Origin of the sequence: Rhizobium sp. S152, from assembly GCF_030380735.1 — a bacterium.
Classification (GTDB): Bacteria; Pseudomonadota; Alphaproteobacteria; order Rhizobiales; family Rhizobiaceae; genus Rhizobium.
The window spans coordinates 1-19,412 of record NZ_JAUDRZ010000032.1; the positions used below are offsets into that span (position 1 = coordinate 1).

The following is a 19,412-nucleotide window of genomic DNA, read 5'->3' on the forward strand; positions in this document are numbered from 1 at the left end:
GTTGCCGCCCTCTCCACCGCCCAGTTCGACTCCATGTCGACTGAGCAGGTCGAGGCGCTGACCTCGGATCAGATCGCCGGTCTGAGCTCCGCCCAGGTCGGAACGCTCAGCAGCGCCGAACTGGCGCTCTTCGCCACCGAAGAGATCACCGCTATCAACCTCAAGGCAGTCTCCGGTCTTACGACCGAGACCCTTAGCGGCCTCGACAGCACCCACCTGGATGCCCTCTCGGCCCAGCAGCTACAGGCGATGAACGACGCACAGGTCGAGGCGATCATCAACGCCTACCACGCAGTCTAAGCCCAAGCGGGCTGACGGCTTCATCTAACCGACAATTTACGGCGCGGCCTCGGCCGCGCCGTAACCCGGACGCATTCCAATCTCAGAATGTTCCAGTAGAACGCTCGGTACGCATCATGGCAAAGATATCCATCATCATTCCGGCCTTTAACATGGCCCAGTTCATCGGCGAGACGCTCGAGAGCGTGCTACGCAATGAAACCGACATGGATATTGTCGTCGTCGATGATGCATCGACCGACAACACCTGCGAAATCGTAGAACAATACGCGGCGCGGCATGCCAACATCAGGCTTATGCGCGGAGAGATCAACACCGGGCCGGGCGTCGCGCGCAACCGAGCACTTGCAACCGTCGACAGCGAATATTGCCTCTTTCATGACGCGGATGATCTTCTCGAACCGGGAGCCGTCGACACTGTCCTGGCAAAGATGGATGGAACTGACATCGACGTCGCGGTTTTCAAATACAAGGTTCTGCGGACGGCCGATGGTGCTCCGGGCGACATGCCGGACATCGACAAGAACATCTGGAACTTTATCCTTGGCGACCGTGACTCTGCCGTTATCGAGCTCGACGCCGCCGTGCAGATCCTGGTAACGATCAACTATCCATGGAATAAAATACTCAGGACATCCTTCATCCGTCGCACGAACTGGCGCTTCGCCACGGCCCGGATCAACGAGGATATACTGCCGCACTGGGCCGCCTATATGAACGCCGGGCGTTTTCTCGCCATCAATGAAAGCCTGGCGATCCATCGTCTGGTCCCAGGACGCGAGCAGCACACGAACACCTTCGATGAACGCCGCTTCGAAATGTTCGGGGCATTCAGAGAGGCCGAAAAGCTTTTTGAAGAAAACCCGGTATTCAGGGCGAAGTATTATCCGGTATTCATTATCTTCAAGGCGGGTTTGATCGAGTGGGCAAGCCGGCAGATAAGAGAAGACTTGCAGGGCATCTTTCGCGAGTATGCCGCGCATTCCTACAGGAATTTCACCGACGAGGACTTCGACAGGGTCTACCGGATAAACCCGGCGATCGCGCTGGCAAGCTACCGAAAAAAGCACTCCGGTAAGTAGTCCGCGGGCTCACGAGACAGGCGGCAGCAACGCGACGATCCCCGCGACACCACGTTGCTATTTCGTTCCGCCCCTACCCCGCAACGCACCATCCAGCTACAGGCAAGTTATCTCCGATAGCAAAACAGCGGCCTCTCAATCCGCCGTTCTCTCATCTGACCTTGGTCGCCTTGCTGCAGGATGTCATGACCGTCAATCACGCCTCAACTTCCAACAATACCCCTGCCACCACACCCAGCGCACTGGATCTGGCGCGGAGCCAACAGTTGCCGCTGATGGATCTGCTGAGTGTTGCGGAGGCCCTCATCGGAGCGGGTCAGCAGGCTGCGGCGGTCGATCTCTACAAGACGTGGGTTGCCTTCAACGATAGCAACCCCGCCATCCACCTCGTCTATTTCAACTATGCGGTTGCGCTGAACCAATCCGGCGATCGCACGGGCGCATTGCAGGCGTTGCGCGCCTGCGTGAGGGCCAATCCGCAATTCGCTCCCGGCTATATCAATCTCGGACGCGCCCTTGAGGATTTCGGCCTCCTTGGCCAGGCTGTCGATCAATGGCGGCAATATGCGGACAAGACAAGCGACATCAAGCCGGACGCCATTGGCCATCGTCACATGGCACTGCAGAACATGGGCCGCGTTCTGGAAGGTGCAGGCAAGCTCGAGGAAGCGGAAGCGGCTTTGTTGCAAGCCTTCGAATTGCTGCCTGATCGCCTTGAATCCGGGCAGCACTGGGCAGCGCTACGGCTGAAGCAGTGCAAGTGGCCGATCCTGGCGCCGTCCGCGCACGTGCCAGCCCGCAAGATGCTGGACGCGATGTCATCCCTGACGCTCAGCTGCTATTCGGACGATCCGATGTTCCAGCTTGCCAAGGCCTATCGTTACAACAAGACCCTGATCGGCCCCAAGCCGGACCTCAGCCAGTTTCCACCCCGGGCGCCGAGACAGAAAATCGGAACCGGACAGCGGCTGCGCGTCGGCTATCTTTCCTCCGACCTCCGCGACCACGCCGTCGGCTTCGCGCTCTGTGAAGTGCTGGAACTGCACGACAAGGACAGCGTCGAGATCTACGCCTATTACTGCGGCAATGTTCGCACGACCGATGCCACGCAGGAGCGGATCAAGGCCGCGGTCGCTTGCTGGCGCGATATCCACGCATTGGACGATGTCGCCGCCGCAGCGCAGATTGTCGCCGACGAGATCGACATTCTGATCGACGTCAACGGCTACACCAAGGATGCCCGCGCCAAGATCTTTTCCTATCGTCCGGCGCCGGTCATCGTAAGCTTCTGCGGTTATCCCGGTTCGATGGGCAGCCCGTTCCATCAATACCTGATCTCCGACGAGCATATGATCCCGCCGGAAAGCGAGATTTACTACAGCGAAAAGGTTCTGCGCATCGGCTGCGACCAGCCGCTTGACCGCAAACGCGCTATTGCGGCGCGCCCGAGCCGAGCCGAGGTCGGCCTGCCGGAAGACGCCTTCGTCTATGCCTCTTTCAATGGCATGCAGAAGATTACCGCCAACTGCTTCGCGCGCTGGATGGCGATCCTCGCGGCGACCCCAGGCAGCGTGCTCTGGCTTTTGGCAGGCGATGAAGAGGCAAACCGCCGTCTGCGGGAAGCCGCCGGGCGCGCCGGCGTTTCGGCCGATCGTCTGATCTTCGCACCCAAGGCGACCAATCCTCATCATCTGGCCCGCATCGGCGTCGCGGATCTCTTCCTCGACACCTTCCCCTACGGCGCTCACTCCACGGCTTCCGACGCCATTACCTCCGGCCTTCCCGTGCTGACCATGCCGGGCAAGACATTCGCTGCCCGCTTCTGCGGAAGCATCGTAGCCGCAGCGGGCGTTCCCGAAATGCGCTGCGCCACGCCGGACGAATATGTCGCGCGCGCCATAGGCTATGAGCGTGATCGGCAGGGCCTTCTTGCCGTCCGCGAATCGATCGCCCGTCAGCGCGACACCAGCGTATTGCGCGACATCCCCGCCCTGGCACGGCGCCTTGAGGAATTGTTCTGGCAGATGCAGGGAGAATGCGAACGCGGCGAAACCCCGGCTCCCGATCTCACGAACCTCGACATCTACTATGAAATCGGTGCGGAAGCAGTGCTCGAGAACATCGAGTTCGAGGACGAGCAGAGCTACCGCAAGCGTTATCTGAAAAAGCTCGCCCAGCTGCACGACTACTTGCCGATCCCCTACGATCGTCGCCTGTGGCAGAAGCCCACGGACTGAGGTGGCGCTCCTGCCTGTCGTTGCCGGCGTTCATTCAACGGCCTTTATTCCAGTCCCGGCAACGCTGCGGGGCGACTTAACAAATAGGACCGGCTGCCATGCGCGCGGACGAAAGAATTGTCATAGTGGGTGCGGGCCTCTCCGGCGCGGTCATCGGCCGAGAGCTTGCTTCGGCGGGCCACAAGGTGGAGATCATCGACGCGCGCGATCACGTTGCCGGCAATTGCCACACCGAGCGTGACGGCGACACGGGAGTGATGGTGCATGTCTACGGGCCGCACATCTTCCACACCGACGACACCGAGGTATGGGACTACGTCAACCGCTTCCAGACCTTCATGCCCTACAAGAACCGCGTGAAGACCACGAGCGGCGAGCAGGTCTACTCTCTGCCGGTTAACCTCCACACCATCAACCAGTTCTTCGGCAAGACCTTCCGGCCGGACGAAGCCCGCGCCTTTATCGAGGAGAAAGGCGACAAGTCCATCGCCGAGCCGAGCACATTCGAGGAACAGGCGCTGCGCTTCGTCGGCCGCGAGCTCTACGACGCCTTCTTCAGGGGATACACCGAAAAGCAGTGGGGCTGCTCGCCGAGCGATCTTCCGGCCTCGATCCTGAAGCGCCTGCCGGTGCGCTTCAACTATGATGACAACTACTTCTTTCACAGATTCCAGGGCATGCCGGAAAGCGGATACACCGACATGGTCGCGCGCATCCTCGATCATCCCGACATCACCGTGAGGCTGGCGACGCGGTTCAACCGCGCCGATGCCGCGTCCGCGGGCCACGTTTTCTATTCCGGCCCGCTGGACGGCTATTTCGATTTCGAACTCGGCCGCCTCGCCTATCGCACGCTCGATTTCGAACGCTTCACCTATGATGGCGACTATCAGGGCTGCGCCGTGATGAACTATGGCGACGGCTCCGTGCCCTTCACGCGGATCACGGAGCACAAGCATTTCTCTCCCTGGGAGGAACATGCCGGCTCGGTCTGTTACCGCGAGTTCTCGCGCGAATGCGGTCCTCAGGACATTCCCTACTACCCAGTCCGCCTCGTCAAGGACAAGGAGCAGCTTGCCGAGTATGTCGCACGCGCCGAGCAGGAAACGTCCGTAACCTTTGTAGGGCGCCTCGGCACCTATCGCTACCTCGACATGGATGTCACGATCCGCGAGGCGCTGGACACGGCCCGCCTCTATCTCGCCAGCAAGGCAGCGGGTAACTCCATGCCGGCGTTCCTCCATTCGCCGCTGTAGTAGCCGTGGCTATCGCCGGCTGCTTCCAACCCTGAACAGCAGCGCTTGCGTCTTCCGAACTGCCTCGACCTCCTGGAGGGCTCGCTCCAGCAAGGGAATGACAGGTCCGAGTTCAGGCTCTCCCTTGGCCATCAGCAAGACGGTCTTGAGGTGACTTTCGGAGAGTATGCAGGCTTTCATCGTCATGATGGTTCCAGCGGGCTTTTCATTGGCTCATCGCTCAAAGGTGTACTGTGTCGGAGCTACCTAGCCGGCAAGGCGAAGCACCCGAACTCCGACCACCCGGTCGTCATCCGTCGTGACGATCTCGCCGTAGCCGAAGATGCGTCCGTTCACCAGTAGGTCGACAGGTTCACCGAAGCGCTTGTCGAGGCGAAAGGCATGACCGCGATCGACATTCATCAACTCGGCGACCGAAACCTTGGTTCGTCCGATCACCACCTCGATCTCGATCGGGATGTCGTTGACCCTTGCCTTCGCATCAGCGCGCATCATCTCGCTTGGCATGCTGGAGAATAGCACGCTCGCATCAGGCGCAGCTGGCGCGGCGCAATCAGCCGCAGCGCCGAACGCGGCGAGGCTGTCGGATTCCGCAAGATCGGCTGGGTTGTCGGCAGGCTTGGCAAGCTCACACATCAAACAATACTCCTTCTAAATAAGTTGTTTTAAATACGCGGTTTTAAATCAATTCTTCAGAATTCCAGCGTTTGGCCGATGGCTATCGGGCTGTCAACGACAGCACCGTGACTGAATTGATGGAAGGCAAATGCGGGTGACCACAGCCTTAACGGGAGGTTGACGTCCACAGGCCAACGGCTCCCCGCCGATCGATTTGGCACACCGCCAATGGCGTGAAATGCAGCCGGCTTAGGATTAGCGGTTGCCCCTGACCGTCCTGCCGGCAGCTGTCCTTCCCGATTCGGTGCTGGCCGCCAACGGAGCGTCACGCTCCGCCGCGGCACGTCCATGACGTGTGGATTGCGGCCGCTTCGCTCGATGAGAGTTGCCTTTTCTTCAGGATCCGCCTAAGGGTTAACGATTCCTTAACGCCATTTTCCGTTTGCTCTTTATGTTAACCGATCACATCCATCGAAATTATCTGTCGCGCATCGCGTTTGAAGATCAAACGCTCGAGCCGGTTTACCGCAAGGTCAATCTCGTCGCCCGCGCGCTCTGCCCTGTAAGGGGCGTGAAGTCCTTCACGGTTCACCAGGTTCGAATTGTCAGCATCTGCGAGACGGGGGCGGTGTTGCAGGCAAGGAACGTTCTTGCGCTGCCCGACCACTTCTATCTCTGCCTCGGCAAGTTCGAGATTTTCCTCACCTGCGGGCAAACGAAGCGGCAGGACGGAAGTCTCTTCGTTCGTTTTTCAAGACGGGAGGATCGGCTTTTCATTCGGGATCTGGCTGAAATCACCTTTCCGATGACGACGCTTCAGCAGCTACGTGGGACCGCAAGCCGCGCGATCGAAGCACGGATCCGCCCGCACGGCACGAACGGCTAGGCCATGACCGCCATTGCAAACGATAGCGACATCGGAGACCGCGCGCTGCAGGCGACCGCTTTCTTGCTGTGTTGCTTCGCGATTCTTTTGCCGTTTCATTTTTCCGGCCGATTCGTTAACGAGGCCGACGATTTCCCGGTCTCGCCAGCGCCGTTCTCACCCTTGGAGGAACACAGCGTGGGAAGGCCGCAGCCCTTCCAGATCCTCTACAGCAGTCATAACCGCGCAATGATGCGCTACGACGGCTACTTCTATCTCCTGCGCCCCGGCGACGTGCTGCCCGACGGGCGGCATGTGGAGAGTTTCGAGAGAGATGGCGAGGCGTGGGTCGCTGACATCCGTTAGAATCTGGCTTCCCATTTGTAAAAAGGGGCCCGTTGAGGCCCCTTTTTCATGTCTCAGTGCGACGGTCAGAATTCCGACCACTCCGGCTCCTGCTTGAGCGCCGCGTTGCCTCGGAATGCGTTGCTCAGCTTTTGTCCAAGCTGGCGCGCGGGCGAGACGGAAGGACGGCTGCTTGCGTCAGCGACTGCCGCCTTGACGACTGGCTGGTGACGCACGCGCGGCGCGGCGCTGCCGTCGAGCGTGAACTGCGACATCAGCTGCGAAAGCGACGCCGCTTCGCTGGCGAGGCTGTGGCTGGCGGCCGTCGTCTCTTCGACCATGGCTGCGTTCTGCTGCGTGCCCTGGTCCATCGTGTTGACGGCGGTGTTGATCTCCTGAAGGCCGATCGACTGTTCGCGTGACGCCTCGGCGATCGCGTGAACATGGCGGTTGATCTCCTGAACCTCGGAAAGGATCACATCCAGCGCCTTGCCTGCGTCGCCCACGAGTTCCACGCCCGCCTGCACCTGCTCACCGGAAGCGGTGATCAGTGTCTTGATCTCCTTGGCGGCCTTGGCGGAACGCTGCGCAAGCTCGCGCACTTCCTGCGCGACGACGGCAAAGCCCTTGCCGGCCTCTCCTGCACGTGCGGCTTCTACACCGGCATTGAGCGCGAGCAGGTTGGTCTGGAAGGCGATGTCGTCGATCACGCCGATGATGTTGCTGATCTCGTTCGAGGAGTTCTCGATCAGGTTCATCGCCTTGACGGCGTTGCGCACGACCTCGCCAGACTTTTCAGCACCGTCGCGCGTCCGCATGACGAGGCTGCTCGCTTCGCTTGCGCGCTTGGCGGCATCCTTGACCGTCGTCGTGATCTCTTCGAGCGCCGCAGCCGTTTCCTCGACGGAAGCCGCCTGCTGCTCGGTACGCCGGGAGAGATCGTCGGCCGAGGCGCGGATCTGGTTGGATCCGGCGCCGATCGCGCTGGCATTGGCACCGACGGCGTGAAGTGCTTCGTTGAGCTTGCTGACAGCGGCGTTGAAGTCCTGGCGCAGCGTATCGAGATCCGCCTTGAAAGGCTGATCGATGCGATGCGTGAGATTGCCATTGGCAAGCATGCCGAGCGCGGTTCCGAGCGTCTGCACCGTGTGCTGCAGATCCGCCGCCTCGGCGGCCTTCTCCGCGTCGCGGCGACGGCGATCGCTTTCACTCATAGAGCGGTCGGACTCGGCCTGCTGTTCGAGGCGCACGCGCTCGATCGCATTGTCCCGGAAGACGGCAACAGCGGATGCCATCTGGCCGATTTCATCGCGGCGGTCCTGGCCATCGATAGCCGCAGCTGTTTCGCCCGCTGCAAGGGATGCCATGCGTTCGCGCAGGCGTGCCATGGGCGCGGTTATGCCCTTATGCGCGATGGTCATTGCAAAGGCGATAGCCGCCACGATGCCGATCAGCAAGCCGCAGATCGTCGTGAAGATGGTTGAGGAGACCGATTCCGAAAGCTCGCGACCGCCATTATCGAGCAGTTCAGCCATTGCCGTATTGTTGGCGCCGAATTTCGGCGACAGCGCGACGATCGCCTCGTCAAGCTTGGAAGACAGCGCCTTCACGCTATCCGCGTCACCGGCGACGTGAGCCGCCAGCAGGTCGTCGCCGATCTTCTTCAGCACGTCGGCGCCGGCGAGCAGGCCGTCGATAGCGTCGCGCCGGCTGGGTACCAGACCCGGGATCTGCGAGATGCGGTCGCGAGCGCCGGCAAATTCGGTTCCGAAGCGCTTGGAGATGTCGTTATAGGCGGCCGAGCCCGGCTCCAGGGCCAGAGCGCGGCTCAGCCATGTCGTGGACGTCCAGATGCCGGCCGCACCACGGGCACCGAGCGTCGCCGCCTTGCTCTCGTTCTGCAGGAAACCGGTATAGGACTGGTTGGCGGCACTGAATTTGCCGGTGACATACATCAGGCCGGCGAAGGAGATGACGCCGAGCATGGCAATGGCGACGAGGAACTTGGTCTTTATCTTCCAGTTCTTGAGCATAGGGTAACCCTTTGGAACAGACGGCGTGGCTACGAGAGTCGCGGCCACGAGGCGACAGGCCGCGCCTGGGAGGTGGAGCAGCCAGTGAAAATCAGCAGAAAAATGGAAAACGCATCATGCGCGGGGCGGATCGAGGCTCGATCGCACTATGGGACACCCTATGGGTTTGATCTTAAAGAATTTCTAACCCTACTCCTTGCCGTCGCTAGGCGCGGTCAAAAACCCGTGAGCAGGAATATTCACCCGAACGGTTGACTATTGGCAGCATTTCATATATTCAACCTTATGGGTGAACGAATGGACGAAGACGCACTGTCACGCATACTCAAGGCCGCTGGCGACACCACGCGGCGCAAGATCTTGACGCTCCTTGTCCAGGAGGGCGCGTTGAGGGTGACCGCGCTCGCCGCCCATTTCGACATGTCCCTGAACTCCGTTTCCAAGCACATCAAGGTGCTGGAGGAGGCAGGACTTGTCACTCGGCGGACCTTGGGTCGGGAGCACTATATCGCTGCCGAACTCGAGCCGCTGAGGCTGACTGAAAACTGGTTCGCTCAACTGAAATCGATCTGGGAATTGCGCCTCGCGGCGCTCGACAACCTGCTTGTTTCAAAGGATGAGAGAGATGACTGAGCTTGAACTGACGGTAAATCGCAAGATCGCCGCCTCGCGCGACAAGGTTTTCGACGCTTGGCTTTCACCGACGATGCTGGCGCAATTCATGCGTATCCCGACGGACAGCACCGGCCCATCACGGGTGGAAAACGATCCGGTCAAAGGCGGGCGCTTTTCGATCGTCATGCTGACGCCGGACCGGGAAGTACCGCATGCCGGCACCTATCTCGAGATCGATCCCCACTCCCGGCTTTCCTTCACCTGGGAATCCCCGCACTCGCTCGACGACAGCGTCGTGACCATAGACTTCGCCGAGGCCGGTCCCGACAGCACCGAGATCACCCTGAAGCAGGTGAAGTTCCGAAGCGAGCAAGCAAGGGACGGCCATATCAAGGGCTGGACCGCGATCCTCGGCGGCCTCGAGCAAAGCTTCGCCCACGCCTGACGCGAATGGCTCAGATACGATAAAGGGGAGCGGCATCACACCGCTCCCCTTTCCTATGTGCGAACCGGGGGCCTAGGCCGCCTTGTCCCAGCTGGGCGCAAGACCTTCCGGACTGACGATCCGCCCGTCGGCCTTAACCAACGCCGAGATCATCGCCATCTCCTCGCCGCTTAGTTCGAAATCGAAGACTGCGGCGTTCTCCGTCGCCCGTGCTTCCGAGACGGTCTTCGAGAGCGTGACGAAGCCCTGCTGCACGATCCAGCGCAGGACGACCTGAGCGATCGACTTGCCACGCGTGGCTGCGATCTCCTTCAATATCGGCTCATCGAGCACCTTGCCGTCGGCCATCGCGAAATAGGCCGTCAGCGACATGCCGAGTTCCTCGGCCTTGGTGATGACAGGGCTCTGGTCGAGATAGGGATGATATTCGATCTGGTTGTTGACGAGCGGCCGCGCGCTCAGCTTCGCCGCCTCATCCATCAGCGCCGTGGCGAAGTTCGAGACGCCGATATCGCGCACCCTCCCCGACTTCGCCACCTCGTTCAGCGCGCCGATCTGCTCGGCCAGCGGAACCGCGTCGTTCGGCCAGTGGAGGAGCAACAGGTCGACATAATCAGTCTTCAGCTTCTTCAAGCTTTCGTCGACGGAGGCCAGAAAGGCATCGTGGCGATAGTTCTCCACCCAGACCTTGGTGGTGAGGAAGATCTCGGAGCGGGTAACACCCGACTGCCTGAGACCCTCGCCCACATCGGCCTCGTTGCCGTAGATCTGGGCGGTATCGATGTGGCGGTAGCCGTTCTTCAGCACGTGCGACACCATCCGCTGCGTGTCGGCGCCGGGCATGCGGAAGGTGCCGAAGCCGAGCGCCGGGATCACGGCGCCCTTTGTCTTGACGAAATTCATGGTTGTTTCCCTGATATGAGGAGATGGGATTTCGAGTTACGCAGGCTGGCTTGCGGCATTGGCCGGGCCGGCGGAGCGGCGGTCGAGCGCGCCACTCCAGAGCGTGAGGCCGACCGCGCCGGCAACCAGGATCGCACCGACCCAGGGCGTGGCCCCGAGGCCAAGGGAGGATTCGACGACCATACCGCCGATCCACGCACCCGCGGCGATGCCGAGGTTGAAGGCCGCGATATTGAGCGCCGAGGCTACATCGACGGCGGAGGGGCGAACCTGCTTGGCGAGCTGCACGACATAGATCTGCAGGCCAGGAACGTTTGCAAAGGACAGGAAGCCGAGGGCTGCCAGCGTCGGAACGGCAAGCCAGGGCGAAACCGCCGTGAAGCTGAAGAGAACCAGCACGATCGCCTGGGCGATGAAGAGACCCGTCAGCGCCCGTAGCGGATTGCGGTTGGCAAGCCGCCCGCCGATGACGTTGCCGGCGGCGATCGCGATACCGTAGAGCACGAGGATGATGCCGACGGTCGATTCAGCAAAACCGGTGATCTCCTGCAGGATGGACGCCAGGAAGGTAAAGGTGACGAAGGTGCCGCCATAACCGAGCGCCGTCATGGCGAAGACGATCAGCAGGCGACCGCTGCCGAGCACCTTGATCTGCTCCCCGATACCGGCCGCCGGTGCCTTCTTTAGCGTCGAGGGCAGCAGCACGGCAATCGCTGCAAACGCGATGACACCGAGACCGGCGACGGCGGCAAAGGTGGCACGCCAGCCGAAGATCTGGCCGATGAAGGTGCCAAGCGGCACGCCGGTGACGATAGCGACGGTCAGGCCCATGAACATCATCGCGATGGCCGAGGCACGCCGGTTCTCAGGCACGAGGTCGGCCGCGATCGTCGAGCCGACGGAGAAGAACACCCCATGGGCGAATGCCGAGAGCACGCGCGCGACAAGAAGCAACGAATAGCTCTGGCTGAGAGCCGCCATCCCGTTGCCGATGATGAACAGGGCCATCAGTCCGAGAAGCAACGGCTTGCGCTCGATCCGGCCGGTGAGCGCTGTCAGCACAGGCGCGCCGAAGGTGACGCCGAGCGCATAGACGCTGACGATCAGGCCGGCGAGCGGCAGAGTAATGTGGAGATCGGACGCTACCGTCGGCAACAGCCCGACGATGACGAATTCTGTTGTACCGATCGCGTAGGCCGCGATGGTCAGGGCAAAGAGAGCAATTGGCATGATGCGCCTCAAACGAGATGGCCGCTGATTGCGGCATGGTTGGATGCGGCCAATATGAGGGCGTGCCATTTGTTCGATAAGGCGCTATATCATCCAAATACTTGTGAAACCAATTCATAGGACGATCATGGACAACCGTGCCGGAGAGATGGAAGTCTTCGTGGAGGCCGCCACGCAGCAGAGCTTCTCGGCCGCCGGCCGCAAGCTTCGCCTCTCCCCTTCCGCAATCAGCAAGCTCGTCAGCCGCCTTGAGGAACGGCTCGGTACGCGTCTGATGGTGCGCACGACGCGCAATCTGCAACTGACGCCGGAGGGCGAGGTCTATCTGGAGCGGGCGCGGCGCATTCTCGACGAGATCGCCGATACCGAGCAGGTGGTGGCCTCCGGCGGCGCCGCCATGCCGCGCGGTCGCCTGCGGGTCACCGCCTCCATCGCCTTCGGGGTTCATTATGTCGTTCCGCTGGTCCCAGACTATCTCGCGACCTACCCCGAGATTCAGCTGGAACTATCGTTGAGCGACGATGTGGTCGATATCGTCGGCGAGCGAACCGACGTCGCCATCCGCTCGGGCAATCTGCGCGACACATCGCTAAAGGCGCGCAAGCTGCTCGAAAGCCGCCGCGTGGTCATCGCCTCGCCCGCCTATCTCAAGGCCCACGGCACTCCCGCGACACCCGAAGACCTCACGCGCCACAACTGCCTGACCTTCAGCTTCCGCCCGACGCAGGAAGAGTGGCCGTTCAGGAGCCCCGGAGCGCACGATATCTACACGATCCCTGTCAGCGGCAACTTCGAGGCCAACAACGGCCCGACCGTCCGGACGCTATGTGTCGATGGCGTCGGGCTCGCGCGCGTTGGCCGCTTCCATGTGCAGGCGGAAATCGACGCCGGGCGGCTGGTGCCTGTTCTCGAGGACTTCAACCCCTACGACGTCGAGCTGATCCACGCCGTCTATGCCGGCCACGAACATCTGGCGAAGCGAGTGAGGACCTTCATCGATTTTCTGGCCGCCCGGATCGCCTGACGACCGTCCGGCAAGAGACCTAGTCGAAGCTCAGCTTCGTCTTCTGCTGGCCCGCCTCGTCGAAATTTTGCGGGTCGAGCCAGGTTTCGTAATCCGCCTTCAGGCGCGGCCAGTCGGTGTCGATCATCGCGAACCATGCTGTATCGCGGTTCTTGCCCTTGGCAACCATGTGCTGCCGGAAGATGCCTTCGAAGGCAAAGCCGAACCGCGTCGCGGCCCGCTTCGACGGTTCGTTGAGATTGTTGCACTTCCACTCGAAACGCCGGTAGCCGAGCGTATCGAAGGCATAGCTCGCGAAGAGATAAAGCGCTTCCGTCGACATGCGGCTGCGCGCGATCGCCGGCCCCCACAGGATATTGCCGATCTCGATCACGCCATGCCCGGCATCGATGCGCATCAGCGCCTGGCGCCCCTCGGCCCGGCCCGTCCTCTTGTCGATGACGGCGAAAAACAGCGGATCGGGCGACGCGGCAGCCTTCTCCAGCCAGGGCAGGAATGCCGCCTCGTCCGCCGGCGCATCCTCGAAAAGATAGCGGAACCGGTCGTCCGCGCCGGGCTGCTGCGCCGAGGCCAGAAGGTCTGCCCCGTGCCGCTTGGCGTCGAGCGGCTCCAGCCTGACATACCGCCCTTCGAGCGGCTTGCGCTCCGGCCGTTCGACACCCTTCCAATCCGAGAGATTCATGCTGAGTTCCTGTTCCCTGACGACCGCGAACCGCGCGGACGCTCCTCCATCTGCTTTGCCTAGCAGGTCTGGCAGAAACACGTATTTTGTCAATGATCGCTATTGGAGGTCCCGTATCAGATACCAGGCATCAGCGTGAAGAGTTCCTGCGCGCGGTTGACGCCACGCAGGACATGCAGCCCGATCGACTGCAGGTTCTCCATCTGCGAGGCAGGAACGATCGCCGCAAAGCTGGCCGACATCAGAAGCTTGCTGTGCAGCGAGCGACAGAGGGAAACGATGCGGCTAACCTCGTTAACGGCGGGGCCGATCACGGTGAAATCGAGCCGGTCCTGGCTGCCGATATTGCCGTAGAACACATCGCCGACATGCAGGCCGAGATAGACATCTGTCACCGGGCGACCTTCGATGCGCCGCTGCGCATTGAGATTGGCCAGCCGCTTGTCGAGCAGCGTACGTGCCTTGAGTGCGGCGGCGCAGGCATCGCTCGTGCAAGCCCCCTTGAAAATCGCCAGCGTCCCGTCTCCCATCAGCTTCAGCACCTCGCCGCCGGCCTCCTGCACCGAGGAGATCACCGCGTCCGCGTAGTCGTTGAGCATCGGAATGATCTCTTCCGGATCGACGGTATCGGAGATGTGGGTGAAATTGGCGAGATCGGAGAACCACAGCGCCGCCGAGATCCGGTCGCTCCTGCCGCGGCTGATCTTGCCGTTCAGAACCTGGTTGGCAGCATCCTGCCCGAGATAGACCTTGGCGATGGTTCCTGCCACGCCGCCAAGCGTCACGCATTTGACGGCGAGCGCAAGGCAGGGCAGCAGTTCACGCAAGGCCGCGATATCGGCATCGGAGAACCCTCCGTCCTGCCGAGTTGCGAAATGCGAGAAGAAGCAATCGATCTCGCCGATCGTGCCGCCGTCGCCGAAGCGATGCGCCATTGCAACGAAATCGGTGAAACCGGCAGCCCGCATCTCGGACAGGAGGTAGAAATCCTCCGGGTCACCCTGGGCGAGCCTGCGCCGCACCTCGGTCGTGCCCGTGATCTCGAAATGATGGAACGCGGAGCGGTTCCAGTTGTCGGCGATCACGCCGGGCGTGGCGAAACCGTATTCCGAGACACGCTCCACCGGCTCCCGACTGTCCCAGCGAAAGGCGCGCCGCTCATAGACGGGATGCAGCGCATCGATCACCGCCACCGAACGCTCGACGGCCAGGCCATTGGCATTGCAACGCTCGCAAAAGCCCGCAAGCAGATCGGCTTCCGGGACGCCTTTCAACCCGCTCTGCATCAGCCAGGCGGTCGTCTCTATCACGTGGCGGTCGTCCACGACGGTCTCCCGATCCGTGCCGCCGCCCTCGCCTACGCGTCGGGAAAACGGGCAGGGTGCATGTGGGCGTTCGAACCAATGGGCTTGAAGGTGATGAAGGGAACGAGCCGCCCCCGAGATCAATTGACGTTCAGATCAGTTCACGATGGTGACGCTCGCCGTCCGGCCAGCCACCAGGGCGGTGCCGTCGGGCAGGTGATCGAGCGCGACACGCACCGGCACGCGCTGCGCCAGGCGTACCCAAGTGAAGGTCGGCGTTACGTTTGCGAGCTGTGCTGCGGTATCGCTGCGCTCGCGGTCCTCTATACCGCCGGCAACGCCATCGACGTGGCCCTTCAGCGGACCCTTGCTGCCCATCAGGTAGATCAGCGCCGGATCGCCGACCTTGATGCGGTCGAGCTTGTTCTCTTCGAAATAGCCGGCGACGTAGTAGGAATCGCTGTCGATCAGCGCCGTCACCGCAGCACCTGCCGTCACATAGTTACCCGGCTGCATCGTGAAGTTCGTGAGCACGCCGTTGACGGGCGCGCGCACGACCGAGCGGTCGAGATTGAGCTGCGCGGTATCGCGGCTGATCACGGCCTGGTTATAGGTCGCCTCGTCCTGCTGCACAGTCGTTTCCGCCTGCTGGGTTTTCTGGCGCGTCACCGAGCTCTCGCCCAGCTTGCGGTAGAGGTCGAGATCGCTTTTGGCCATCTCAAGCGCCGCCTTGCTGCTTTCCATCTGCGCTTCAGCCTGGCGAAGCGCCAGCGCGAAGCGGGCCTGGTCGATGCGGAAAATCACATCGCCCTTGTGGACCATCTGGTTGTCCTTGGCGTCGACCTCGCTGACGATCCCCGAGACATCAGCTGCGAGATGAACGATGTCGGCGCGGATCTTGCCGTCGCGCGTCCACGGGTCGTTCATGTAATAATCCCAGAGATGCCACCCGAGCACACCCGCCATGGCGACGACGACGCCGGTAAGCAGGAAACGGCCGGAATAGGCGAGAAGCGATTTCATAATGACACCTTGTTCAGAGACAGCGCCAGCGCGCCTAGCAGACAGAAATACATGGCCGTATCGAACAGCGGCCTGTGCCAGACGAGGCGATAAAAGCCCACGAAGGCCAGCGCCCGCCTGAGCACGGCATTGAGGAAGAAGGCAACGATGGCGATGGCGCCGAGCGTTGGAATGAAGACGCCGTACAGATCCACTTCCGGTCTCATGCTGCGTTCTCCTTGACGAGTTGGTTTTTACTGCCGCAGGCGGCGGCAGGCAGGACCGAGACCGCGTCCGGATAAAGCGTATAACGAAGCGCCGTGATCGAGCGTCGCGCGCCTTCCACCGCCGAATTCCTGCCAAGCCCGACCATGGCGACCAATGAATTGTCGAGCGTATTCAGCAGACCTTCATCCGGTCGCGCGTCTCGGCGCTTCTGCTTGCGTTGATAATAGGCGGCGACACCGGAGAGCACGCTGTCGACGGCATCACGCTTGTCGCGCGCCAGCAGCTGACGATAACGCTGCAACTCGATCGTATTCAGCCCGTTGCGCAAGTCGCGCATGATGTCGGCCTGGGCGACGGCGGAATCCGCCGGAATCATTGCAAGTCGTGGCGTGATCAGACCGAAGCGGTCGACCATGCGATAGAGCAGCCGCGTGAAATCGGCGCCGTCGGGCCGGCGCGCGACCGCGACGATATCCGCCCAGCCCGACCGAAGCACGCGGTAGGCCGTCCATTCGGCGCCGACCGACCGAACCAGGGTCGTCATGCCACAGGCGATAGCCAGTCCCACGATGATCGCCACGTTGGAGTTGATGAACGAAGCAAGGTCGAGATTGAGCCGGTCCTGCAGGGTGAGCATGTTGGGAAAGTTCACGCAGAAACCCAGGCCATAGATCGTCAGCGATGGCTTGGTCATCAGCAGACCCGCCGGCAACAACACCAGCCCGAGCGCCGCGGCAAGGGCGACATAACCATGAATGAGCGGCATCAAGGCGAATTCGAAGACGAACGCCGAAACGATCGCGACGATCGAGATATAAAGGAACTTCAGCATCATTGGCGCCGGATCGTCCATGGTCGCGAAGATGCAGCACAAGACCCCCGCCATCATCGCGGCCGCGCTGCCTTGCGGCCATCCGGTAAAGATCCAGATCGCGGAGGCAACGAACGTTGCAAGGATCACCGACACCCCCGAATGCACGGCCATGCCATAGTCCCGGTGGATCGGCGACCGGTCGAAGGACGTACCGAACCGGCGCCAGCGCAGATCGTGATGCGAGCCGGATTCGATGTCCTGACGCAGGTTCAGGCAATCGTCCCATATCTGCAGCAGATCGCGCAGACGCGCCGTGAGGTTATGCGCGAGGAGACCGTTCCACTGTTGCTGTTCGCGGCCCTCGGCTTCCGCCTTGTCCATGAGCGCCAGAAGCTCCTGGCGCTTGTCTTCCGTAAGGACAACACCGCTCTCTATGGCGTCGATGACGTCGCCCAGCAGTTGGCTGATCGCCGGCGTTGAGGCGCCTTCTGTCGCTTTGTCCAACGCCGCCAGCACATCGCTCAGGCCGGAGACGATGGGAAGCAGCGCCACCATGCGCTGCTGCAACACCTTGGTGCGACCGACGATGTCGCGAAGATCCGACGTGTCGTAAGCAACATGGGTGGTGAAACTGTGCAGATCGACCGCATCAGCTGCCAGCCGACGTGCCGCTGAAACAAGCGAGTCGTCCCTACCCTGACCGCGTAGCGTGCCGATGGCGAGTTCCGCGCCATCGCGCAGCCAGGCATTGATCCGTGCTGCCAGAACGGGGCCGGCATGCCGGGGAAAGAAGATGCGGCTGACGACCGCCGAGCAAATGATGCCGAGGGCGATTTCCTCCACACGCGCCGTGGCGTAGGGAAAGGCTGTCTCTGGACTGGCGACGATCGGGAAGCCCGTGAGCGCGGTCGTATAGCCGGCCAGCATGAAGCTGTAGCTGCGCGGCGTACGATCGAGGAGGCTAAGACCGAGACAGAACGCCATCCATAGCGAAATAGCCAGCACCAGCAATTCCGGAGCATTGACGAGGTTCGGCACCAGAATGATCGTCATCGTGCCGCCGACTGCTGTGCCGATCAGGCGATAGATCGCTTTCGACGTGGTCGCGCCCGATAGCGGATGCGCGACAATATAGACCGTGCCGACCGCCCAATAGGGATTGGTAAGATCGAAACACAGCGCGATGAAAAGCGCCAGCATTGCCGCGATGAAGGCCTTTATGGAAAAAACGACATCGCCAAGGCTTGGCTCGGTCGCGATCTTGCTACTCGTCATTGTCCTGTATTCCGGATAGGGCGGCGGTTTTCACCGCCACGGCGCGCAGAACCGCCATGGCGGCATCGACCTGCTCGGGGTCGAGGTCGCCAAGGATTTGTTCCCGCAACGCTACCGCACAGCTCTCGGCGCGCTTGGCGACCGCTGTGCCTCCTCCGGTAAGTTGCACCAGCTTGATCCGCCGATCGCCCTCATCGGGCACGCGGCAGATCAGGCCGTCATTCTCGAGACTGTCGAGCACGCGAACAAGCGTCGGGCCTTCCACCCCTACCCGTTCGGCCAATACTCCCTGCGGGATGAGATCACCGTGACGCAGAAGCGCAATCAGCGGCGCCGCGCTGGCGTCGGAGAGATTGTGCTCGGTCAGGACGCTGTTCAACGCCCGGCGCCATCCGCGCCCACAGATCATCAGCAAGGGAGCAAACTCGGCCCATTGGCGTGTCAGATTCGTTTCCATGCAATTAGATAACATCCTATCGATTAGAATTCAATGGTATTCTGCTGGACGGGACATCATGGTTGCCAATTCCTTGAAGCCCTCTGCTGGCCCTCCGTGTCCGTAGACGCAGCAGAAAATTAACCATAACACGTAATACTCCGTTAGCTATTTCTCGCCGCCTGTTCTCCCGGAGCCTTCATGCATCGCTTTGCAATCCTAGCCGCTCTTGCTGTCCTTTCCGGCTGTGTGAGTGGCCCGGATCACGTTCCCCCGGAGATGCCGCTTCCGGCCAAGTTCAACGAAGGCGGGACGAAGAGCGATGGTGATGTCGCCACGTCGACGTGGTGGACGGCCTATCGCGACACCCGGCTGAACTCGCTGGTCGCCGAGGGCCTGAACGAGAACCTCAACGTTCAGCAGGCGCTGGAACGCATCAACGCCGCCGCCTCCAACGTCACGGTCGCCGGCGCCGGTTCGCTGCCGAGCCTGACGGTCGGCGCCGGCCACACCTTGAGCGGCAGCACTGGCAAGGGCCGCACCTTCAAGGGCGCCGAAAACACCACCTCCGGCGATGTCGGCATCTCCTGGCTGCTCGACCTGTTCGGCCAGTACCGTCGCTCCAAGGAAAGCGCCCAGGCCTCGCTCGACGCCGCCTACTCCACCGCCGATGTCGCCAAGCTCACCTATCTCCAGGATCTGGTGAACTCCTACATCG

At 61.5% G+C, this 19,412-nt stretch carries 19 protein-coding genes and 1 pseudogene; 10 read left to right on the forward strand and 10 right to left on the reverse strand.

Annotated features, from left to right (window positions below):
• The 4 genes and pseudogenes from QTL95_RS28445 to QTL95_RS28460 form a co-directional block, all read left to right on the forward strand.
• Positions 1-300: pseudogene (locus QTL95_RS28445) on the forward strand (hypothetical protein); the annotation flags it as partial.
• A gap of 116 nt (positions 301-416) precedes the next feature.
• The gene (locus QTL95_RS28450) at positions 417-1,382 is read left to right on the forward strand and encodes a glycosyltransferase family 2 protein (RefSeq protein ID WP_289723185.1); all 966 of its coding nucleotides are present in this window, start codon (positions 417-419) and stop codon (positions 1,380-1,382) included.
• Between the two features lie 185 nt (positions 1,383-1,567).
• A complete protein-coding gene (locus QTL95_RS28455; protein WP_289723186.1) occupies positions 1,568-3,619 on the forward strand; it encodes an O-linked N-acetylglucosamine transferase, SPINDLY family protein in 2,052 nt (683 codons plus the stop codon).
• A gap of 98 nt (positions 3,620-3,717) precedes the next feature.
• The gene (locus tag QTL95_RS28460; RefSeq protein WP_289723187.1) at positions 3,718-4,875 is read left to right on the forward strand and encodes a UDP-galactopyranose/dTDP-fucopyranose mutase family protein; all 1,158 of its coding nucleotides are present in this window, start codon (positions 3,718-3,720) and stop codon (positions 4,873-4,875) included.
• A 246-nt stretch (positions 4,876-5,121) separates the two neighbouring features.
• Here QTL95_RS28460 and QTL95_RS28465 read toward each other — a convergent pair whose 3' ends face one another.
• Positions 5,122-5,511: a FliM/FliN family flagellar motor switch protein gene (locus QTL95_RS28465; RefSeq protein ID WP_289723188.1), complete on the reverse strand. Its 390-nt coding sequence runs from the start codon at positions 5,509-5,511 to the stop codon at positions 5,122-5,124.
• Positions 5,512-5,944: 433 nt separating this feature from the next.
• On the opposite strand from QTL95_RS28465, the gene QTL95_RS28470 reads away from it, so the two are divergent.
• A complete protein-coding gene (locus QTL95_RS28470) occupies positions 5,945-6,379 on the forward strand; it encodes a hypothetical protein (protein ID WP_289723189.1) in 435 nt (144 codons plus the stop codon).
• A gap of 3 nt (positions 6,380-6,382) precedes the next feature.
• The gene (locus tag QTL95_RS28475; RefSeq protein WP_289723190.1) at positions 6,383-6,724 is read left to right on the forward strand and encodes a hypothetical protein; all 342 of its coding nucleotides are present in this window, start codon (positions 6,383-6,385) and stop codon (positions 6,722-6,724) included.
• 65 nt (positions 6,725-6,789) lie between these two features.
• Here the strand turns inward: QTL95_RS28475 and QTL95_RS28480 are convergent, their stop codons facing one another.
• Positions 6,790-8,736 carry a methyl-accepting chemotaxis protein gene (locus QTL95_RS28480; RefSeq protein WP_289723191.1) on the reverse strand — a complete coding sequence of 649 codons (1,947 nt, stop codon included), beginning with the start codon at positions 8,734-8,736 and terminating at the stop codon, positions 6,790-6,792.
• A gap of 297 nt (positions 8,737-9,033) precedes the next feature.
• Between QTL95_RS28480 and QTL95_RS28485 the strand changes: the two genes are divergently transcribed.
• Together QTL95_RS28485 and QTL95_RS28490 are read left to right on the forward strand one after the other, a co-directional pair.
• Positions 9,034-9,369 carry an ArsR/SmtB family transcription factor gene (locus QTL95_RS28485; protein ID WP_289723192.1) on the forward strand — a complete coding sequence of 112 codons (336 nt, stop codon included), beginning with the start codon at positions 9,034-9,036 and terminating at the stop codon, positions 9,367-9,369.
• Entirely contained in the window at positions 9,362-9,796 is a 435-nt protein-coding gene (locus QTL95_RS28490) for an SRPBCC family protein (protein ID WP_289723193.1), read from the forward strand. The genes QTL95_RS28485 and QTL95_RS28490 overlap by 8 nt, the downstream gene beginning before the upstream one ends.
• A gap of 72 nt (positions 9,797-9,868) precedes the next feature.
• Here the strand turns inward: QTL95_RS28490 and QTL95_RS28495 are convergent, their stop codons facing one another.
• Together QTL95_RS28495 and QTL95_RS28500 are read right to left on the reverse strand one after the other, a co-directional pair.
• On the reverse strand, positions 9,869-10,699 hold the full coding sequence (locus QTL95_RS28495) for an aldo/keto reductase (RefSeq protein ID WP_289723194.1): 831 nt from the start codon (positions 10,697-10,699) through the stop codon (positions 9,869-9,871).
• 36 nt (positions 10,700-10,735) lie between these two features.
• Positions 10,736-11,929, reverse strand: a complete 1,194-nt coding sequence (locus QTL95_RS28500; protein ID WP_289723195.1) for an MFS transporter — start codon at positions 11,927-11,929, stop codon at positions 10,736-10,738.
• Positions 11,930-12,056: 127 nt separating this feature from the next.
• Here QTL95_RS28500 and QTL95_RS28505 point away from each other — a divergent pair, with 127 nt between their 5' ends.
• Positions 12,057-12,953, forward strand: a complete 897-nt coding sequence (locus QTL95_RS28505; RefSeq protein WP_289723196.1) for a LysR family transcriptional regulator — start codon at positions 12,057-12,059, stop codon at positions 12,951-12,953.
• 19 nt (positions 12,954-12,972) lie between these two features.
• Here QTL95_RS28505 and QTL95_RS28510 read toward each other — a convergent pair whose 3' ends face one another.
• The 6 genes from QTL95_RS28510 to QTL95_RS28535 all read right to left on the reverse strand — a co-directional run bounded on the left by QTL95_RS28510 (position 12,973) and on the right by QTL95_RS28535 (position 18,703).
• A complete protein-coding gene (locus QTL95_RS28510; protein ID WP_289723197.1) occupies positions 12,973-13,635 on the reverse strand; it encodes a GNAT family N-acetyltransferase in 663 nt (220 codons plus the stop codon).
• Positions 13,636-13,751: 116 nt separating this feature from the next.
• Entirely contained in the window at positions 13,752-14,960 is a 1,209-nt protein-coding gene (locus tag QTL95_RS28515) for an adenylate/guanylate cyclase domain-containing protein (protein ID WP_289723198.1), read from the reverse strand.
• Between the two features lie 135 nt (positions 14,961-15,095).
• Complete coding sequence (locus QTL95_RS28520; protein ID WP_289723199.1) at positions 15,096-15,962, reverse strand: efflux RND transporter periplasmic adaptor subunit; 867 nt, start codon at positions 15,960-15,962, stop codon at positions 15,096-15,098.
• On the reverse strand, positions 15,959-16,168 hold the full coding sequence (locus QTL95_RS28525; protein ID WP_289723200.1) for a DUF1656 domain-containing protein: 210 nt from the start codon (positions 16,166-16,168) through the stop codon (positions 15,959-15,961). The genes QTL95_RS28520 and QTL95_RS28525 overlap by 4 nt, the downstream gene beginning before the upstream one ends.
• Positions 16,165-18,258: an FUSC family protein gene (locus tag QTL95_RS28530; RefSeq protein ID WP_289723201.1), complete on the reverse strand. Its 2,094-nt coding sequence runs from the start codon at positions 18,256-18,258 to the stop codon at positions 16,165-16,167. The genes QTL95_RS28525 and QTL95_RS28530 overlap by 4 nt, the downstream gene beginning before the upstream one ends.
• Entirely contained in the window at positions 18,248-18,703 is a 456-nt protein-coding gene (locus QTL95_RS28535; protein WP_289723203.1) for a MarR family winged helix-turn-helix transcriptional regulator, read from the reverse strand. Before QTL95_RS28535 ends, QTL95_RS28530 begins: the two co-directional genes overlap by 11 nt.
• A 192-nt stretch (positions 18,704-18,895) precedes the next feature.
• Here QTL95_RS28535 and QTL95_RS28540 point away from each other — a divergent pair.
• A partial coding sequence (locus tag QTL95_RS28540; protein WP_289723202.1) for a TolC family protein occupies positions 18,896-19,412 on the forward strand: 517 nt, incomplete at its 3' end.

Bases quoted from the DNA above. Each gene is read 5' to 3' on its own strand.
- QTL95_RS28450 (WP_289723185.1), top strand. From the start codon at position 417: ATGGCAAAGATATCCATCATCATTCCGGCCTTTAACATGGCCCAGTTC.
- QTL95_RS28455 (WP_289723186.1), top strand. From the start codon at position 1,568: ATGACCGTCAATCACGCCTCAACTTCCAACAATACCCCTGCCACCACA.
- QTL95_RS28460 (WP_289723187.1), top strand. From the start codon at position 3,718: ATGCGCGCGGACGAAAGAATTGTCATAGTGGGTGCGGGCCTCTCCGGC.
- QTL95_RS28465 (WP_289723188.1), bottom strand. From the start codon at position 5,511: ATGTGTGAGCTTGCCAAGCCTGCCGACAACCCAGCCGATCTTGCGGAA.
- QTL95_RS28470 (WP_289723189.1), top strand. From the start codon at position 5,945: ATGTTAACCGATCACATCCATCGAAATTATCTGTCGCGCATCGCGTTT.
- QTL95_RS28475 (WP_289723190.1), top strand. From the start codon at position 6,383: ATGACCGCCATTGCAAACGATAGCGACATCGGAGACCGCGCGCTGCAG.
- QTL95_RS28480 (WP_289723191.1), bottom strand. From the start codon at position 8,736: ATGCTCAAGAACTGGAAGATAAAGACCAAGTTCCTCGTCGCCATTGCC.
- QTL95_RS28485 (WP_289723192.1), top strand. From the start codon at position 9,034: ATGGACGAAGACGCACTGTCACGCATACTCAAGGCCGCTGGCGACACC.
- QTL95_RS28490 (WP_289723193.1), top strand. From the start codon at position 9,362: ATGACTGAGCTTGAACTGACGGTAAATCGCAAGATCGCCGCCTCGCGC.
- QTL95_RS28495 (WP_289723194.1), bottom strand. From the start codon at position 10,699: ATGAATTTCGTCAAGACAAAGGGCGCCGTGATCCCGGCGCTCGGCTTC.
- QTL95_RS28500 (WP_289723195.1), bottom strand. From the start codon at position 11,929: ATGCCAATTGCTCTCTTTGCCCTGACCATCGCGGCCTACGCGATCGGT.
- QTL95_RS28505 (WP_289723196.1), top strand. From the start codon at position 12,057: ATGGACAACCGTGCCGGAGAGATGGAAGTCTTCGTGGAGGCCGCCACG.
- QTL95_RS28510 (WP_289723197.1), bottom strand. From the start codon at position 13,635: ATGAATCTCTCGGATTGGAAGGGTGTCGAACGGCCGGAGCGCAAGCCG.
- QTL95_RS28520 (WP_289723199.1), bottom strand. From the start codon at position 15,962: ATGAAATCGCTTCTCGCCTATTCCGGCCGTTTCCTGCTTACCGGCGTC.
- QTL95_RS28525 (WP_289723200.1), bottom strand. From the start codon at position 16,168: ATGAGACCGGAAGTGGATCTGTACGGCGTCTTCATTCCAACGCTCGGC.
- QTL95_RS28530 (WP_289723201.1), bottom strand. From the start codon at position 18,258: ATGACGAGTAGCAAGATCGCGACCGAGCCAAGCCTTGGCGATGTCGTT.